The 16,456-nt window shown below is 43.0% G+C and carries 14 protein-coding genes and 1 riboswitch; of the genes, 8 read left to right on the forward strand and 6 right to left on the reverse strand.

Features of this window, described 5'->3' with window-relative positions:
• Window positions 1-10: 10 nt before the first annotated feature.
• Entirely contained in the window at window positions 11-1,594 is a 1,584-nt protein-coding gene (gene pckA, locus AUL54_RS15935; RefSeq protein ID WP_015418055.1) for a phosphoenolpyruvate carboxykinase (ATP), read from the reverse strand.
• 197 nt (window positions 1,595-1,791) lie between these two features.
• Window positions 1,792-1,931: riboswitch (SAM riboswitch) on the forward strand.
• 169 nt (window positions 1,932-2,100) lie between these two features.
• Here pckA and metK point away from each other — a divergent pair.
• The 3 genes from metK (at window position 2,101) to alaP (ending at window position 6,949) form a co-directional block, all read left to right on the forward strand.
• The gene (gene metK / locus AUL54_RS15940; RefSeq protein WP_003152253.1) at window positions 2,101-3,303 is read left to right on the forward strand and encodes a methionine adenosyltransferase; all 1,203 of its coding nucleotides are present in this window, start codon (window positions 2,101-2,103) and stop codon (window positions 3,301-3,303) included.
• A gap of 142 nt (window positions 3,304-3,445) precedes the next feature.
• On the forward strand, window positions 3,446-5,344 hold the full coding sequence (gene asnB, locus AUL54_RS15945) for an asparagine synthase (glutamine-hydrolyzing) (RefSeq protein ID WP_060964488.1): 1,899 nt from the start codon (window positions 3,446-3,448) through the stop codon (window positions 5,342-5,344).
• A 201-nt stretch (window positions 5,345-5,545) separates the two neighbouring features.
• Window positions 5,546-6,949 (forward strand): alanine permease AlaP, encoded by a 1,404-nt coding sequence (alaP, locus tag AUL54_RS15950; protein ID WP_060964489.1) that lies wholly within the window; start codon window positions 5,546-5,548, stop codon window positions 6,947-6,949.
• A 175-nt stretch (window positions 6,950-7,124) separates the two neighbouring features.
• On the opposite strand, the gene AUL54_RS15955 is transcribed toward alaP, so the two are convergent.
• A complete protein-coding gene (locus AUL54_RS15955) occupies window positions 7,125-7,640 on the reverse strand; it encodes a gamma carbonic anhydrase (RefSeq protein ID WP_101605599.1) in 516 nt (171 codons plus the stop codon).
• Between the two features lie 46 nt (window positions 7,641-7,686).
• Here AUL54_RS15955 and AUL54_RS15960 point away from each other — a divergent pair, with 46 nt between their 5' ends.
• The 3 genes from AUL54_RS15960 to AUL54_RS15970 all read left to right on the forward strand — a co-directional run bounded on the left by AUL54_RS15960 (window position 7,687) and on the right by AUL54_RS15970 (window position 10,471).
• Window positions 7,687-8,466: an alpha/beta hydrolase gene (locus tag AUL54_RS15960; protein ID WP_060964491.1), complete on the forward strand. Its 780-nt coding sequence runs from the start codon at window positions 7,687-7,689 to the stop codon at window positions 8,464-8,466.
• A gap of 20 nt (window positions 8,467-8,486) precedes the next feature.
• On the forward strand, window positions 8,487-9,566 hold the full coding sequence (locus AUL54_RS15965) for a tetraprenyl-beta-curcumene synthase family protein (RefSeq protein WP_060965118.1): 1,080 nt from the start codon (window positions 8,487-8,489) through the stop codon (window positions 9,564-9,566).
• 98 nt (window positions 9,567-9,664) lie between these two features.
• Window positions 9,665-10,471 (forward strand): glycerophosphodiester phosphodiesterase family protein, encoded by an 807-nt coding sequence (locus AUL54_RS15970; protein ID WP_060964492.1) that lies wholly within the window; start codon window positions 9,665-9,667, stop codon window positions 10,469-10,471.
• A gap of 19 nt (window positions 10,472-10,490) precedes the next feature.
• Here AUL54_RS15970 and AUL54_RS15975 read toward each other — a convergent pair whose 3' ends face one another.
• From AUL54_RS15975 to AUL54_RS15990, 4 genes are all read right to left on the reverse strand, one after another.
• Entirely contained in the window at window positions 10,491-10,685 is a 195-nt protein-coding gene (locus tag AUL54_RS15975; protein ID WP_021494493.1) for a hypothetical protein, read from the reverse strand.
• 127 nt (window positions 10,686-10,812) lie between these two features.
• Window positions 10,813-11,394, reverse strand: a complete 582-nt coding sequence (locus tag AUL54_RS15980; protein ID WP_045926408.1) for a tRNA 5-(aminomethyl)-2-thiouridylate-methyltransferase MnmM — start codon at window positions 11,392-11,394, stop codon at window positions 10,813-10,815.
• A complete protein-coding gene (locus AUL54_RS15985) occupies window positions 11,391-12,359 on the reverse strand; it encodes a tRNA modification radical SAM protein MnmL/YtqA (RefSeq protein ID WP_016938493.1) in 969 nt (322 codons plus the stop codon). Before AUL54_RS15985 ends, AUL54_RS15980 begins: the two co-directional genes overlap by 4 nt.
• Window positions 12,360-12,445: 86 nt before the next feature.
• Window positions 12,446-14,113: an MFS transporter gene (locus AUL54_RS15990; protein WP_060964493.1), complete on the reverse strand. Its 1,668-nt coding sequence runs from the start codon at window positions 14,111-14,113 to the stop codon at window positions 12,446-12,448.
• 424 nt (window positions 14,114-14,537) lie between these two features.
• Here AUL54_RS15990 and AUL54_RS15995 point away from each other — a divergent pair, with 424 nt between their 5' ends.
• Complete coding sequence (locus AUL54_RS15995) at window positions 14,538-15,635, forward strand: ArsR/SmtB family transcription factor (RefSeq protein WP_235588378.1); 1,098 nt, start codon at window positions 14,538-14,540, stop codon at window positions 15,633-15,635.
• Between the two features lie 335 nt (window positions 15,636-15,970).
• Entirely contained in the window at window positions 15,971-16,243 is a 273-nt protein-coding gene (locus AUL54_RS16000) for a YtzC family protein (protein ID WP_060964495.1), read from the forward strand.
• The last annotated feature ends 213 nt before the right edge of the window (window positions 16,244-16,456 follow it).

Raw genomic sequence — 16,456 nt, forward strand, 5'->3', positions numbered from 1 at the left:
GCTTTTTTGATTACACGAGAGGTCCGCCGGCTTTGGCAATCGAGTCCGCATGGGAAAACTTTTTAAAGTTTTCTTTAAACTCATTGGCTAAAAACAGCGCTTTTTCGTTGTATGCCTGTTTATCGCTCCATGTGTTTTCAGGCTGAAGAACTTCATCCGGAACGCCCGGAACATGAACGGGACTGCGCAGGCCGAAAATGCTGTCTGCCGTCATGTCAGTCTGGTTCAGTCTGCCTTCAATAGCGGCCTTGACCATCGCTCTTGTATACGAAAGTTTCATCCGTTCTCCGACTCCGTACCCTCCGCCGGTCCAGCCTGTGTTGACCAGGAAGACTTGAACGCCGTGTTCGTCGATTTTATGCCCGAGCATTTCGGCATATACATGCGCCGGAAGCGGAAGGAACGGTGAACCGAAGCACGTCGAGAAAGTCGTTTGCGGAGATGTCACGCCGCGCTCGGTTCCCGCGAGTTTACTGGTGTACCCGCTTAAGAAGTGATACATCGCCTGTTCCTTCGTCAGTTTGCTGATCGGAGGGAGCACGCCGAATGCGTCCGCCGTTAAAAAGACGATCGCCTGCGGATGGCCGGCAATGCTCGGCTGCACGATATTGCCGATCATCTCAATCGGATATGCGGCTCTTGTGTTTTCCGTGTAGAAGGAATTGTCGTAATCCGCTTCACCCGTTTTTTCATCAAGCACGACATTCTCAAGAACAGACCCGAAGCGGATCGCACGAAAAATCTGCGGTTCTTTTTCCTCGCTCAGATTGATACATTTAGCGTAACATCCGCCTTCAATGTTGAAAACGCCGGAATCTGACCAGCCGTGCTCGTCATCGCCGATCAGTTTGCGGTCCGCATCGGCTGAAAGCGTCGTTTTCCCTGTGCCGGAAAGGCCGAAAAACAAGGCGACATCACCTTTTTCACCGACGTTGGCTGAGCAGTGCATCGGCAGTATATCCTGCTGCGGAAGCAGGAAGTTCATAATGGAGAATATTGATTTTTTCATTTCTCCGGCGTATTCGGTGCCGCCGATTAAAATGACGCGCTTTTCGAAAGAGACAATGATAAATGTTTCCGAATGCGTGCCGTCTGTCTCGGGATCTGCTTTAAAATGCGGAGCTGAGAGAATGGTGAAAGGCTGCGCTTGCCTGTCTCTTTCATCCGTCTCCGGTCTGATAAACAGCTGGCGCGCGAATAAATTGTGCCACGCAAATTCATTTACGACTGTAATCGGGAGTCTGTATTTTTCATCCGCTCCCGCGAATCCTTCAAACACAAACAGTTCATCCCGCTGTTTTAAGTAGCTGACGACTTTGGCGTACAGCTTTTCAAATGCCTCTTCAGAAATGGGCTGATTCACCGCGCCCCAATCAATTTGATTTTCTGTGCTTTGTTCACGGACGATAAATTTATCTTTAGGTGACCGGCCTGTATATGCGCCGGTGGTGGCGCGTACGGCGCCCGTTGATGTCAGCGTTCCTTCATTTCGGCTGATCACTTTTTCGGTAAGTTTTGGAGCCGATAAATTATGATGCACATTCGGACTTGCAAGTAATGCTTGAAGATCTGCGGTTAAATCAACTAATTTCATAAAAACCTTCCTTTGCCGGTTTATTTGTATTTCGCTGAATGTGGAATTAGTATAACATATATCTGAAAATAGTCTATACTATTTGCGGTTTTTTGTTTGTGTTTTTCCATTGCTTCCCGAAATAAAGGCGCGTAATCGCTTTAATTCATATTGACACTTTCCGCCCTTTTACGATAAGATATTTCATTGAGCGGATACTCTTATCCCGAGCTGGCGGAGGGACAGGCCCGATGAAGCCCAGCAACCGGTTTCTCTGTAAAAAAGCAGGTGAAAACACTGTGGGAAACCAAGGTGCTAACCTGATGCAAGGTTTAATATTTTCCTTGAGCGATAAGAGTGAAAGGCACACAGACCAAACCCTTTCCTCGAGTGGAAAAGGTTTTTTTATTTCATAAAATATGCCAATTAACATTCTCTGATATAGTATGACATTGTATTAAGAGGGAGCGAGTTCCGTATCATATGAGAAGGTCTTGCAAAAGATCTTTTTTCAGGAGGAAAAGTGAATGAGTAAAAACCGTCGACTATTTACATCTGAATCTGTTACTGAGGGTCATCCGGACAAAATCTGTGACCAAATTTCTGACAGTATCTTAGATGAGATTTTAAAAAATGACCCGAACGCGCGCGTGGCCTGCGAAACATCTGTAACGACAGGACTTGTGCTGGTAAGCGGAGAGATTACTACATCAACATACGTTGACATTCCGAAAACAGTCCGTGAAACGATTAAAGAAATCGGCTACACACGCGCCAAATACGGATTTGATGCGGAGACTTGCGCTGTTTTAACATCAATTGATGAACAGTCTGCGGATATCGCAATGGGTGTCGATCAGGCTCTTGAAGCGCGTGAAGGCACAATGAGCGATGCTGAAATCGAAGCAATCGGAGCGGGAGACCAAGGCCTGATGTTCGGTTATGCGTGTAACGAAACGAAAGAGCTTATGCCGCTTCCGATCTCTTTGGCGCATAAATTAGCCCGCCGTTTGAGCGAAGTCCGCAAAGAAGACATTCTTCCGTATCTTCGCCCTGACGGCAAAACGCAAGTTACCGTTGAATATGATGAAAACAACAAGCCGGTCCGCATCGACGCGATCGTTATTTCAACTCAGCACCACCCGGAAATTACGCTTGAGCAGATTCAGCGCAATCTGAAAGAGCATGTCATTAATCCTGTCGTGCCTGAGGAACTGATCGATGAAGAAACAAAATACTTCATCAACCCTACGGGACGTTTCGTAATCGGCGGACCTCAAGGTGACGCGGGTCTTACCGGCCGTAAAATCATCGTTGACACATACGGCGGATATGCACGCCACGGCGGCGGCGCATTCTCCGGTAAGGATGCGACGAAGGTAGACCGTTCTGCGGCATACGCTGCGAGATACGTAGCGAAAAACATCGTGGCAGCAGGCCTTGCTGATTCTTGTGAAGTGCAGCTTGCATACGCAATCGGCGTGGCACAGCCTGTTTCTATTTCCATCAATACATTTGATACAGGAAAAGCTTCTGAAGAAAAACTGATCGAAGTCGTACGGAATAACTTCGACCTGAGACCTGCCGGCATTATTAAAATGCTTGATCTGCGCCGCCCGATCTATAAGCAGACTGCTGCTTACGGCCACTTCGGACGTCATGATGTGGATCTTCCTTGGGAGCGTACTGACAAGGCGGATGCGCTTCGCAAAGAAGCACTAGGAGAATAATTTTATAGCCGCTTACTTAAGCGGCTTTCCCTTTTTGCAGATGCTGCCATGCTTATTTTTACATAGCGTGAAACCAATGGCGTAACACAGCGTCTATAAAAAGGGGGTCCAATTAGAAAATTACACTTATGGAGGCTATACTATGTGTGGATTTGTCGGTGTTTTTAATAAGCATCCATTAACTCAAACCGCAGATCAAGAAGAGCTAATCAAACAAATGAACCAAATGATCGTTCACCGCGGTCCTGACAGCGATGGGTATTATCATGACGAGCACGTCGGATTCGGCTTCAGACGGCTCAGTATTATTGACGTAGAAAACGGCGGACAGCCTTTATCATATGAAGACGAAAAATATTGGATCATTTTTAACGGCGAAATCTATAACTACATTGAATTGAGAGAAGAGCTTGAAGCGAAAGGCTACACTTTCAATACAGATTCCGATACTGAAGTGCTCCTTGCGACATACCGTCATTATAAAGAAGAAGCCGCTTCAAAGCTTCGCGGAATGTTTGCGTTTTTAATCTGGAACAAAGCTGACCGCGTTATGTACGGCGCGAGAGACCCGTTCGGCATTAAGCCGCTGTATTACACAACCATCGGGGACAAAGTATATTTTGCATCTGAAAGAAAAAGTTTAATGGCCGCTCAAAACGGCATTGATCTTGATACAGCTTCTTTACAGCAATATATGTCTTTCCAATTCGTTCCTGAACCGAGCACGCTTGACGCTGAAGTGAAAAAAGTCGAGCCGGGCAGCCAGTTTACGATCCGCCCGGAAGGCGATATCGCGTTTAAAACATATTTCAAAGCGAACTTCAAGCCTGTTCAGTCTGATGAAGATAAATTGGTGAAAGAAGTCAGAGACGCAATCTTTGACTCTGTCAAAGTTCACATGAGAAGTGACGTTCCTGTCGGTTCGTTTCTATCCGGCGGTATCGACTCTTCTTTTATCGTCTCAGTTGCGAAAGAATTTCACCCGAGCCTTAAAACATTTTCCGTCGGTTTTGAGCAGCAGGGCTTCAGTGAGGTTGACGTAGCGAAGGAAACGGCTGCCGCGCTCGGGATTGAAAATATCAGCAAAGTCATTTCTCCTGAGGAGTATATGAACGAGCTTCCGAAAATCGTCTGGCACTTTGATGACCCGCTTGCAGATCCGGCGGCGATTCCTTTGTACTTTGTCGCGAAAGAAGCGAAAAAGCATGTAACGGTTGCGTTATCCGGGGAAGGCGCGGACGAGCTGTTCGGCGGGTACAATATTTACCGCGAACCGCTGTCGCTTAAACCGTTTGAACGCATTCCGTCCGGTCTGAAAAAAATGCTTCTTCATGTGGCGTCCGTCATGCCGGAAGGAATGAGAGGAAAAAGCCTCTTAGTCCGCGGCTGCACACCGCTTGAGGACCGTTATATCGGGAATGCGAAGATTTTTGAAGAGCCTGTGAAAAAACAGCTGCTCAAACATTACAACCCTGAGCTTTCATACCGTGATGTTACGAAGCCGTACTTTACGGAAAGCCGTTCATACAGCGACATTAATAAAATGCAGTATGTCGACATTCACACGTGGATGCGCGGCGACATCCTGTTAAAGGCTGACAAAATGACGATGGCCAATTCATTGGAGCTGCGCGTGCCGTTCCTTGATAAAGTCGTGTTTGACGTGGCTTCTAAAATTCCGGATGAACTGAAAACGAAAAACGGTACGACGAAATACCTTCTGCGTAAAGCTGCTGAAGGAGTTGTGCCTGATCATGTGCTGAACCGCAAAAAACTCGGTTTCCCTGTGCCGATCCGACACTGGCTGAAAAATGAAATGAACGAATGGGTGCGCAACATCATTCGTGAAAGTGAAACAGACGCTTATATTGAAAAGGATTATGTCCTTCAGCTTCTGGAAGATCATTGCGCAGACAGAGCGGACAACAGCCGCAAAATCTGGACCGTGCTGATCTTTATGATCTGGCACAGCATCAATGTCGAAAAAAGACTGGTGCCGGAAGAGCTGAATCATCAGCCGAAAGAAGTCATTTTCGTTTAATCCAAAAGGCTTTCGATGTTATCGAAAGCCTTTTTTTCTATTGTTTTATGTAAACCGTCTATTCCGCTATGTTTTCAGTAAAGTATTACGCAATATTCAGAAAAAGGTTATAATAGGACTAATCGGGCAGATGCCGGAAAGTGCTTTCTGGCTATTTCGTCTCGGTTTGTTACTTTTCTGTCAAAATCAGGGGGGAGAGTTATGCAAAACAAAGGAAAAACGCTTCACCGCGGTTTGGAAGAGAGGCATATCTCGCTTATGTCTTTGGGCGCCGCGATAGGGGTCGGACTGTTTCTCGGGTCAGCTTCTGCCATAAAGCTTGCAGGACCGGGGATTTTAGCCGCTTACGCCTGCAGCGGGCTGATTATGTTTTTTATTATGCGGGCATTAGGGGAAATGGCGATTCAAAAGCCTGTTGCCGGCTCATTCAGCCGCTATGCCAGAGATTATCTCGGACCGCTGGCCGGTTTTTTAACAGGCTGGAATTATTGGTTTTTATGGGTCGTGACCTGTATGGCGGAAATCACCGCGGTCGGCATTTATATGGGCTACTGGTTCCCTGACGTGCCGTCATGGATCTGGGCGCTTTGTGCACTCGTCATTATGACAGCTGTCAACTTTCTGGCGGTCAAAGCGTATGGTGAACTTGAATTCTGGTTTGCGCTCATTAAAGTCTTGGCGATTCTGTCAATGATTGCGATCGGTCTGGTGATGATCGTATTCGGTCTCGGAAACGGAGGCGTCGCGCTTGGAATCAGCAATTTATGGAGCAACGGCGGCTTTTTCCCGAATGGGATTAAAGGGGTGCTGCTGTCGCTGCAAATGGTCATGTTTGCATATCTCGGAATTGAGCTGATCGGTGTCACAGCCGGTGAGGTCAAAAATCCGGAAAAATCATTGGCGCGGGCCATTGATACTGTTTTTTGGCGCATTCTCATTTTTTACGTCGGAGCTTTATTTGTCATTATGTCAATTTATCCGTGGCAGGAAATCGGTTCAGGCGGAAGTCCGTTTGTTTTGACATTTGAAAAAATCGGAATACCCGCAGCGGCCGGAATCATTAATTTTGTCGTTTTGACGGCGGCTCTTTCTTCCTGCAACAGCGGGATCTTCAGCACGGGACGCATGCTGTTTAATCTCGCGGAGCAAAATGAAGCCCCGAAAGCCTACGGCACGGTTACAAAAGGCGGCGTGCCGGGAAAAGCGGTATTAGTTTCAGCGGGTGCGTTATGCATCGGCGTTCTGCTGAACTACGTGGTGCCGGCGAAAGTGTTTACGTGGGTGACAAGCATTGCGACGTTCGGAGCAATTTGGACATGGTCGATTATTTTGCTTTCCCAAATGAAATACCGTAAAAGTTTACAGCCGGAAGAACGGAAAAAACTGAAATATAAAATGCCTTTATACCCTTTTTCCTCATACATCTCACTGGCTTTTCTCGCATTTGTCGTTGTGCTGATGGCTTTTGATGCAGAAACCAGGGTGGCTGTCATCATCGGCCCTGTCTGGTTCGGCATTTTATTAGCAGCCTATTACGGGAAAGGCTTCCACAAAAGAAAACACATAAACCTGGAAAACGGACAGACATTCGCCGAAAAAGCGTAAAAAAAGAGCCCGCTGAAATGGGCTCTTTTTTCATAGGATCGGGTAAAAGGGGGAAGAATAAAACAAATTCCTGAACAATTTGCTACTGTTTCCTGACAATCAGCGGAACGCAAATGGTTATTACTTAAATAATATTTTGAAAAATGGTACAGTAGTAAAACAAAGCTGATCTTTTTTATTTCTCTTGCAGTGTTTTATAGTATCGGCCTTTTTCAACATATTCCGTTCTGATTCTTTCCATGTCCCGTATGTCTTCTTCTGTCAGCCGGCGGATGACCTTTGCGGGCCGGCCGAACGCAAGACAGCCGGGAGGAATGGTTTTGCCCGGAGGAACGAGACTTCCGGCGCCGATAAACGCGCCTTCTCCGATTTCCGCCCCGTCCAGAATGACGGAGCCCATACCGATTAAAGCATTCTTTCTGATGACTGCGCTGTGCAGTGTAACCTGATGGCCGATCGTGACGTCATCTTCAATAAGAAGCGGGCGGCCGGGACTTTGATGCAGACAGCTCAAGTCTTGTATGCTGACTCTTTTTCCGATCCTTGTCGGCGCAACATCCCCGCGGATGACGGCTGAGAACCAAATGCTTGATTGTTCTCCGATAACGACGTCACCCGTAATGACGGCGTTATCCGCGATAAACGCATCAGGATGTATATCCGGCGTAAATTGTTTATAAGGGTAGATTATCATGTCTCATCCTTCTTTCTTTAAATTTATGTAAGAGGTGAACTGCATGTGGACTTGGAAAGCAGACAGGCCCGTCGGTACTATTGTCATCATCCACGGGGCAAGCGAATATCACGGGCGTTATAAATGGCTCGTTGAAATGTGGAGATCTTCCGGATATAACGTGGTGATGGGCGATTTGCCGGGTCAGGGAACATCCACCCGCGCCAGAGGGCATATTCGCTCTTTCCAAGAATACATTGATGAAGTAGATATTTGGATTGATCAAGCGAGAATGCTTGAAGCACCCGTTTTCCTTCTGGGCCACAGCATGGGCGGACTGATTGCGATAGAATGGTTTAAGCAGCAGAGAAATCCCCGCATTACGGCACTCATTTTATCATCACCTTGTCTCGGGCTGCAAATAAAAGTCAATAAAGTGCTTGATTTTGCGTCTAAAGGGCTGAATGTCCTCGCTCCGTCCATCAGAGTGGACTCCGGTTTATCACCTGATATGGCGACAAGGAATGCGGATATGATTGAAGCGGATCAAAACGATTGTTTATATGTCACGAAAGTATCTGTAAGATGGTACAGAGAGCTTATAAAAACGATTGATGCCGCTATGGTGCCGACCGATGCGTTTTTAAAGGTGCCGCTTTTGCTTATGCAGGGCGGTGATGACAAAATCGTCGATAAAATGAAAGTCCGCAAATGGTTTGCCGGTGTGGCTTCCCATAATAAGTCTTACCGGGAGTGGGAAGGGCTTTATCATGAAATTTTTAATGAACCGGAAAGAGAAGCTGTGTTTAAGGCGGCGAAAGCCTTTACAGATCAGTATATTTGAATTCGCTGGGGGTGCATATGTTGACAGTACCGGAACATCCTTTTAACCTTATGGCAAAAGTGTATCGGGAAATTTTTCCGCTCGTTCATCAGGAATTGAATATGTGGCGGGAAAAATCAGATTCCATTAAAAATACCGAGCTGCGGCAGCAGGCGGCCGCAAGTATCCGTGATAAATCGTTTCATTGTGAAGGCGGCGGCATTTTAGCTCTGCTGTCGGGAGAGCAAAAAGAGAAGTGCGTGCAATTTATCATTGCGTATCAGACGATCAGTGATTATCTGGACAATCTGTGCGACCGCAGCACATCGCTTGACCCGGAGGATTTCCGCATGCTTCACCTTTCCATGCGTGACGCGCTGACGGTGGGTGCAGAGGTGCAGCCGTACTATCAGTACAGAGAGGAGCAGGATGACGGCGGTTATCTTCATGAGCTGGTCAAAACATGCCAGCGGGTGCTTGGGTCAATAGAACACTACAGCCTTATTAAACCTTATCTGCTTGAGCTGTGCGATTATTATTGCGATCTTCAGGTTCATAAGCATGTCGTAGAACATGAACGCGTTCCGAGGCTTAAAAGCTGGTTTGAGCAGTATCAGTCAAAGCTTCCGGAAATGGAATGGTTTGAGTTCTCGGCCTGCGCCGGCTCGACGTTAGGCATTTTCTGTCTCGTTGCTTACTCATTCCAGCCAGATTTTAACGAACATACCGCTGAGAAAATCCGCAGCAGTTATTTTCCGTACATACAAGGCCTGCACATTCTGCTCGATTATTTAATTGACCAGGAAGAGGATCTGCTTGAAGGCGATTTGAATTTCTGCACGTATTATCAGTCTCATGAAGAAATGATGCAGAGACTGAAGCATTTTATTGAAAAAGCGGATGAACATCTGCACGGCATTCCGCATGAAAACTTCCACCGGCTGATTAACAGGGGGCTGCTCGGCGTCTATTTATCCGATGACAAAGTCGCCAGCCAAAAAGAAATGGGCCGCCTCGCGCGAAAGCTGATCAGAGCAAGCGGCAAAACGTCATTTTTCTTTTATATCAACGGAAGAGCCTACCGCAAATTTCAAAAGATGGCTTGGACGAAAAGTTCGTAATGGGTGAACTGCGCCTTTCTCATGAAGGTGCGGTTTTTTTATTCTTATGTGAAGAATGAAACATTGTTTGCGCAGGCATAATATGATATTTTAATTTTATGAAAAAATTAAAGTATTTAGTCATCATAGGATTAATTTCCATGACGGGCGGCTGCTCCGTCATACATGCTTCCGCCGGCTATCATCCCGTATTAATAGCTCACAGGGGCTCTTCTGCGATTGAACCGGAACATACTGCTTTATCCTATGCACGTGCCATTAAAGACAAAGCAGACTATATTGAGATAGACTTAAGGGAGACAAAGGATGGCCATCTGATTGCAATTCATGATAAAACGGTCGATCGGACAACTGATGGTAAAGGATTGACAGAGGATCTGTCTTTGGCTGAGATCAAAAAACTGAATGCCGGAAAAGGAGAAAAGATTTTAACGATTGAAGAAATCATAGAGAAATTCGGACAAACTGCCAATTACTATATTGAGACAAGAGAAAGCAACGGCAGCCTGGTGATGGAAAAGAAGCTGATTGACATATTACAAAAATATAAGTTGATTTCCAGTCATAAAGCGGTCATTGAATCCTTTAGCGAGAAGAGCTTAAAGAAAGTTCGATCTATGAATAAAAACGTCCCTCTTGTTCGGTTATTAAAAGATAAAGAGGCTGAGAACATAAATGATAAGCAGCTGCAAGCCATCAGAACATATGCTGATACAGTCGGCCTTAATGCTAAATTAACAAATGAAGCCGCCGTAAAACGTATCCACCACAATAAGATGAAGGTTCACGTCTTTTTTGATAAGGAAGATGAGCGGGCTCTGACGCCGATTATGCTGAAACAAAAAGTAGATGGGGTATTTACAAACAATCCCGCGTATACACGTAACGCGCTGCAAAAGCAGTAAATAAAAAGAGACATGCGATTTACGCTGTCTCTTTTTTAAATGGCTTCTTTTTTGCCGCAAGGTGCATTGCAAATTTGCCGATCAGCCCGATGACGAAAAATGCGGCAAACCACCAATAGTAGGTTTTCGCGAATTCAAATCCTAAATGTCTTGATAAGATGATGACGAACATGACATAGGGAACACTGGAAAATATGATGCGAAGAATATTCAAACTGCTGCTCCTCCCGGATGTTACATTTAAATATGTGCTTTTTTCCATTATTCATGGTAATGGACTTTCGAAAAAATGTAAACACCATTCACAAAAAGAATCGGCCCGCTTATGACAGGCCGATTCTTTATTTGGCGGCAGATTTCTTTTCAATCGCTATAATAAACGGCGGATCGTTTCGCTGATTGAGAAAGCCGTAGCTCAGCACGCGCGCCTTTTCCTGATCTAGGTTTTCGCAATACTTTAGAAGCGCATTCTTTTCCGTCTTGCCTTCAGGATGCCCGTGGTAGACAACGAGAACGATCAGCCCGTTTTCCTTCAGCAGCTCAAGGAGCTGTTCGATGGCAGAAATGGTTGAGCGGCCGTTTGTCGTAATGCTTTTATCGCCGCCGGGCAGATAGCCGAGATTAAACACCGCACAAGCCACATGCCCGTGCGCTTCCTTGGGCAGAGAGGCCTTGATTTGATCATGGCTCTTATGGTGAAGCGTGACGCGCGGGCTGAAGGCGGCACCGAGCCGCTCCTTCGTTTTGGCGAGTGCGTCCGCTTGAATATCAAAGGCATGAACATGTCCTGTCTCACCGACAAGGCCTGCCAGAAAATATGTATCATGTCCGTTGCCCATCGTCGCGTCGACCGTGATATCTCCTTCTTGTGCGGCTGACTTCAGCAATTCTTTACTGAAAGGGAGGATATGCATCAAGGTCATAGGGCAGTCTCCTCCCCGATTTTCCTGAAAAGCTTTCCTTGATAGCTTCCGCGTGCTTCCAGCTCTTTTTGAATGGCGCCCAGTACTTCCCATTTGTTGACGCTCCACATCGGCCCGACCATTAATTCAATCGGCCCGTCTCCCGTAATGCGGTGAACGATCATTTCCGGGGGAATGATTTCGAGCTGATCACATACAAGCTGGACATATTCTTCCTGAGAAAGAAATTCGAGCTTTCCTTTTTCATACTGCTTCACCATCGGTGTGCCTTTTAATAAATGAAGCAGGTGAATTTTGATGCCTTGAACATCCAAATCGGCAACCGCTTTGGCCGTTTCCATCATCATGTCCCTGTTTTCGAGCGGAAGCCCGTTAATGATATGGGAACAAACGCGGATGCCGTGTTTTCTCAGCTTATTGACGCCCTCAACATAGCAGTCAAAATCATGGGCGCGGTTGATCAGAAGGGCGGTCCGCTCATGTACGGTCTGCAGCCCGAGCTCAACCCACAAATATGTCCGCTCATTCAGTTCGGCTAAATATTCCACCACATCATCGGGCAGGCAGTCCGGACGGGTTGCGATAGACATGCCGACAACGCCGTCAAGCTTGAGTACGGATTCAAATTTCTCACGCAGCTCCTCTACCGGAGCATGCGTATTCGTGAACGCTTGAAAATATGCGATATATTTGCCGTCTTTCCACTTTTCGTGCATGCGGTTTTTGATATCGTGAAATTGCGTGATTAAGTCATCGGCCCGGTTGCCGGCAAAATCGCCGGATCCCGCAGCGCTGCAGAACGTGCAGCCGCCGTGTGCGACCGTGCCGTCCCGATTCGGACAGTCAAAACCGCCGTCAAGCGCGACTTTAAATACTTTATGTCCGAAATGCTCCCGCAGATGATAATTTAATGTATGGTACCGTTTTTCCGTATTTGAATAAGGAAAAGGGTTATTCTCGTTCAATGTTCAAAAAGCCTCCCTCACATCAGATGCATCCTAAAATTGTAGCATGAATGACAAAGCGGAACAATGAAACAATTATGGAACGGTCAAGACGTAATATCTACCTGGCTTTTCTGTTGTTGTTTTAATCTTTTAGGAGATATATCACTGAACAGTGCAAAAATAATTCCTAATATAAGAATTAAACTGCCTGCTTTGAAAGTAACATTAAAACTGTCACTCATTTTTTCATTATATATATTTGAAATTTTTTTCTGGATAGCGATAACTTCCTTCTTTTGAATATCGAAGCTTCTTTGGACTTTTTCCTTATATGGATCAGGAGTCACTGAGAGAATTTCATCCTCTTTTTTGTCTAATGTAGCAATACTTTTTTTTCGATCGAAACCTTTACTGTCAGAATGCTTTAAGTGGGTTATTATCTCTTTTTTTGCATTGTTATCAAAAACCTGGTCGTTTTCTACAATTTTAATGGCTTCCTTTTTGGCGGAAACTGTCTGATCATTTATATTCATTGTAAGCACAGATGTAAGTATCGCAATGCCTAGTGCCTGCCCAACTGTTCTCATCATATTAAGAATACCGGATGCAATTCCTACTTTTTCAGGAGGAATAAGCCGTATCCCTGAACTCATAGCCGGACCTATTACAAGCCCTAAGGCTAAGCCGGTCAAACATAATAGAATAATTACTGTTGTTATAGAACTGTCGTATCGTATGTATCCATATAAATATGTTGTGATTGTTAAACCGAGCATTCCTAGACCCGAAAGCCAAATTCCCCCAAGTTTATCAGAGAGCTTTCCGGAAAGGACAGAGGTAAACATAGATGATAGAGCCAATGTAGAAACAATTAACCCCGCTTTTAATTCAGTTTTCCCCATTAAATTCGTGAGGAGTAAAGTAATAATAAGGGTACCGCTTGTTAATCCAAGGCCTTGCATAAAGAGGGTGAATGAACTGAAACTAAACGTACGTATCTTCAGCATGGATAAGGGAATCATCGGGTGTTTAATTTTAGATTCAATAAAGAAAAACAAACAGAATAATAATACAGAGATTACAAATAGAGTGATAATTAATGATGATGACCAGCCTAAGTCAGATACTTTCGCAAAGCCAAAGGTTAAACAGAAGAGAGCTCCGGATAAAATAAGAATCCCCATGTAATCAATTTTTTTGCTCACTGTTTCATCATAACTCTCAGTAATAAAAAATGCTGCTAAAAAAAGAGAAATCAGACCTAAAGGAATATTTATGAAAAAGATAGCTTGCCAATTAAAATTTTCAGTTAATAATCCTCCAAGTACAGGTCCTAAAGTAGCTGCTAATCCTGAGAAAGCCCCCCAAACTCCAATGATCAATCCTTTTTTATTTTGAGGAACGATGGCCAAAGCAATAGGCATTGTAACTGGCACAATGAAAGCAGCAGATAATCCCTGAATCACTCTAATTGTGATAAGCATTTCAATTGAAGTGCTCAAACAGGCAATAACCGACGTCAAAATAAAAAGTGCTAATCCAAATATAAAAGCTTTTTTTCTTCCAAAATGGTCTGCCAGTTTTGAGGCACCTACTAATAATACTGCAAAAGCTAAAGTATAACCTGTAGCCACCCAAGCTACTTGAGAAAGGTTACTTGAAAAATAATCCAGCATCTTAGGTAAGGCTATATTTACTATAGTGGTGTCCATTACCGAAATGAATGTACCTAATAATAATGCAGATAACATAATTAATTTTTTGAAATTCAATATACGTACAGCTCCTTTAGATATAAATCTAATTTAATATTCGATATCAATCTAAAAATATGATAAATATAATTTAAAGGAGTGTCAATATTATTCATAGTTTGTTTTTTTATCCACTTGTTTAAAAACTTATTTTCAAGAAACTGAAATTGAAATATACCTGTAAACTAACTGGGAGATGAATAAGGGTTCTTACAGGGGGACCAAACCGCAGGAGATTAATTTAAAATCAGGATCATGCTCAGCACGGGTATCCGAAGCATTTATATTACGAAGTGCAATGCAAAAAACCTTAAAACAGAAAATGAATATTCTATGAAATCTCTCTTTTGATTGATAAGATTAATAAAAATGTAATATGTCTTGCGGGAAGAAGGTAAAACGTTTTCATCAGTGAAAAAATGACTTTATGGGGTGTTTAGAAGTGCATTTAATAATTAATGACAGTGTTTCAGATTTTTTTGATAAGATATCCTCTATTCTATTCCTAAAACACGAAGAATTCTTCAAAGATTATACTTCAAAGATGGGTTTGAATTTAGATAATGAATATTTTTTATTACTAGATGATCTTAAAAAAATAAAAGAGCTGGATAGTGAGTTTTTAAATTTTTATTTTGGCAGCTTTAGTGAATACGAAGATGTTAGGAATGCAAATATTTTTTGTTTAGCGACAGCTTTTTTTAAAATCCCACAGATCTATACGAAAGATTTTTTTGAAATTATTGATCATTTGTCTGGAGCTACAGAAGAAGAGATAAGAAAAAATATTTTAGAGTCTCTACTTTATTTACAAGGAGAGCTTAAAACCGAAACATCTGCCCAACAGTATTTAAATGATAGGGAAAGTTTATTTGAGCTGCTTAATAATCTTAATATAAAGCCCGAATACAAGTGGATCATATTTAAGGTAATGAAATCTCCTAAAACTTATGTAGATCAATTTTGCAACAAATTAATGTTGGTGAATGGTTATCTTAACAAGGCGATTTATAATTTAATTAAATTTAGAGATGAGTGGATGAATCAATTAAAAAACATCAATATGGATTTTCCAAAAAAGATAATCAGTACGTTAAAAGGTAAGGAATACTTATCTTGTGATTATATTAATATATATCCAACACTTTTACCTTATACTGCAACTATTACGAAAAGTGAAGATAACATTTATGTTGGACTTGGTTATAAAGTTGATCAAATTTTTGAAAATACATTAGAGAAAGCAGAGATGAATCACATCATTGATTTTTTGAAGCTTTTATCAGATAAAAGTAAGTTCAAGATATTAATCTTGCTTAGTCATAAAAAAATGTATGCTAATGAGATTGCTGAACAGCTAAATTTAACCAACGCAACGATTTCACACCATATGAGAATTTTGACATTGCAAGGTTTAGTTGAGAGTACGAGACATCAAAATAAAACATATTATTATCTTAATTCTTCTAAATTTCATTCCCTTTTGAATGGTTTATTGAAAAAATTTAAAGGTGTTTCAATTTTGGGTAAAGAAGAGTAAAACAAAGTGTTAAAACTGTCTTGATTTTATGGTTGGTGCTGAAATTCGAAATGAATTCTGGGTGTTTTACAAAATAGGGCGAATATGTCGAGGGGAAACTTGCGATAAATGTAAAAAAATAAGGCACCATATCAATCGAGTTATGCTCGTTAAAGTGCAGCGTCCTAAAAAGGCGAGTATTTAAAAAGATTTCATTCTGTCTTGATTAAATTATACATTTGATCGTATTTTATACTTTCTCTGTCGTGTAACTGAATTACCTGATATTTCATGTGAGAATTCGTTTGGAATTAGAAATACTATTGATATGACATTATCAATAGGAGGACCTGTTTATGGCAACAAGACAATCAGTAGATGAACATCTCCAAAGAAGCGAACAGGCGTATGAATTTGCGAATGAGCAATTTGTAACAGCTTCAAAACAAGAGCATTATAATGATAATGAGTACAGTGAAGCGCAAATGATGCTTGAAAACGCGGTGAATGAATTAAACAAGCTGTCATTATCTGCGAATGATCAGCAGAGAGAGCAGCTTTACCGAATGAGGCTGCAGCTGCAGACTTTACAAAACAATATGATGTTGCAGCGTAATTTCGATTACTGACCGCGCTGTCTCAGATGGTGCAAAAAACCCTGCCGGAATCCCGGCGGGTTTTTTTGTATTTCTTTTCAAAAAAGAATTGACAATAAGGCGGAGTGTGTTTATTGTATTATGTGTACTACTTGACGTAATACACTACAAACACTCAAAAAAATAAAAACGACATATAAATGCTGAGCAAAGGAAAGGAGAGCTTTCATGAAAAACAAAAGATCC

This window comes from Bacillus sp. SDLI1 (assembly GCF_001553895.1).
Lineage (GTDB): Bacteria > Bacillota > Bacilli > Bacillales > Bacillaceae > Bacillus > Bacillus siamensis.

Bases quoted from the DNA above. Each gene is read 5' to 3' on its own strand.
- pckA (WP_015418055.1), bottom strand. From the start codon at position 1,594: ATGAAATTAGTTGATTTAACCGCAGATCTTCAAGCATTACTTGCAAGT.
- metK (WP_003152253.1), top strand. From the start codon at position 2,101: ATGAGTAAAAACCGTCGACTATTTACATCTGAATCTGTTACTGAGGGT.
- asnB (WP_060964488.1), top strand. From the start codon at position 3,446: ATGTGTGGATTTGTCGGTGTTTTTAATAAGCATCCATTAACTCAAACC.
- alaP (WP_060964489.1), top strand. From the start codon at position 5,546: ATGCAAAACAAAGGAAAAACGCTTCACCGCGGTTTGGAAGAGAGGCAT.
- AUL54_RS15960 (WP_060964491.1), top strand. From the start codon at position 7,687: ATGTGGACTTGGAAAGCAGACAGGCCCGTCGGTACTATTGTCATCATC.
- AUL54_RS15970 (WP_060964492.1), top strand. From the start codon at position 9,665: ATGAAAAAATTAAAGTATTTAGTCATCATAGGATTAATTTCCATGACG.
- AUL54_RS15980 (WP_045926408.1), bottom strand. From the start codon at position 11,394: ATGACCTTGATGCATATCCTCCCTTTCAGTAAAGAATTGCTGAAGTCA.
- AUL54_RS16000 (WP_060964495.1), top strand. From the start codon at position 15,971: ATGGCAACAAGACAATCAGTAGATGAACATCTCCAAAGAAGCGAACAG.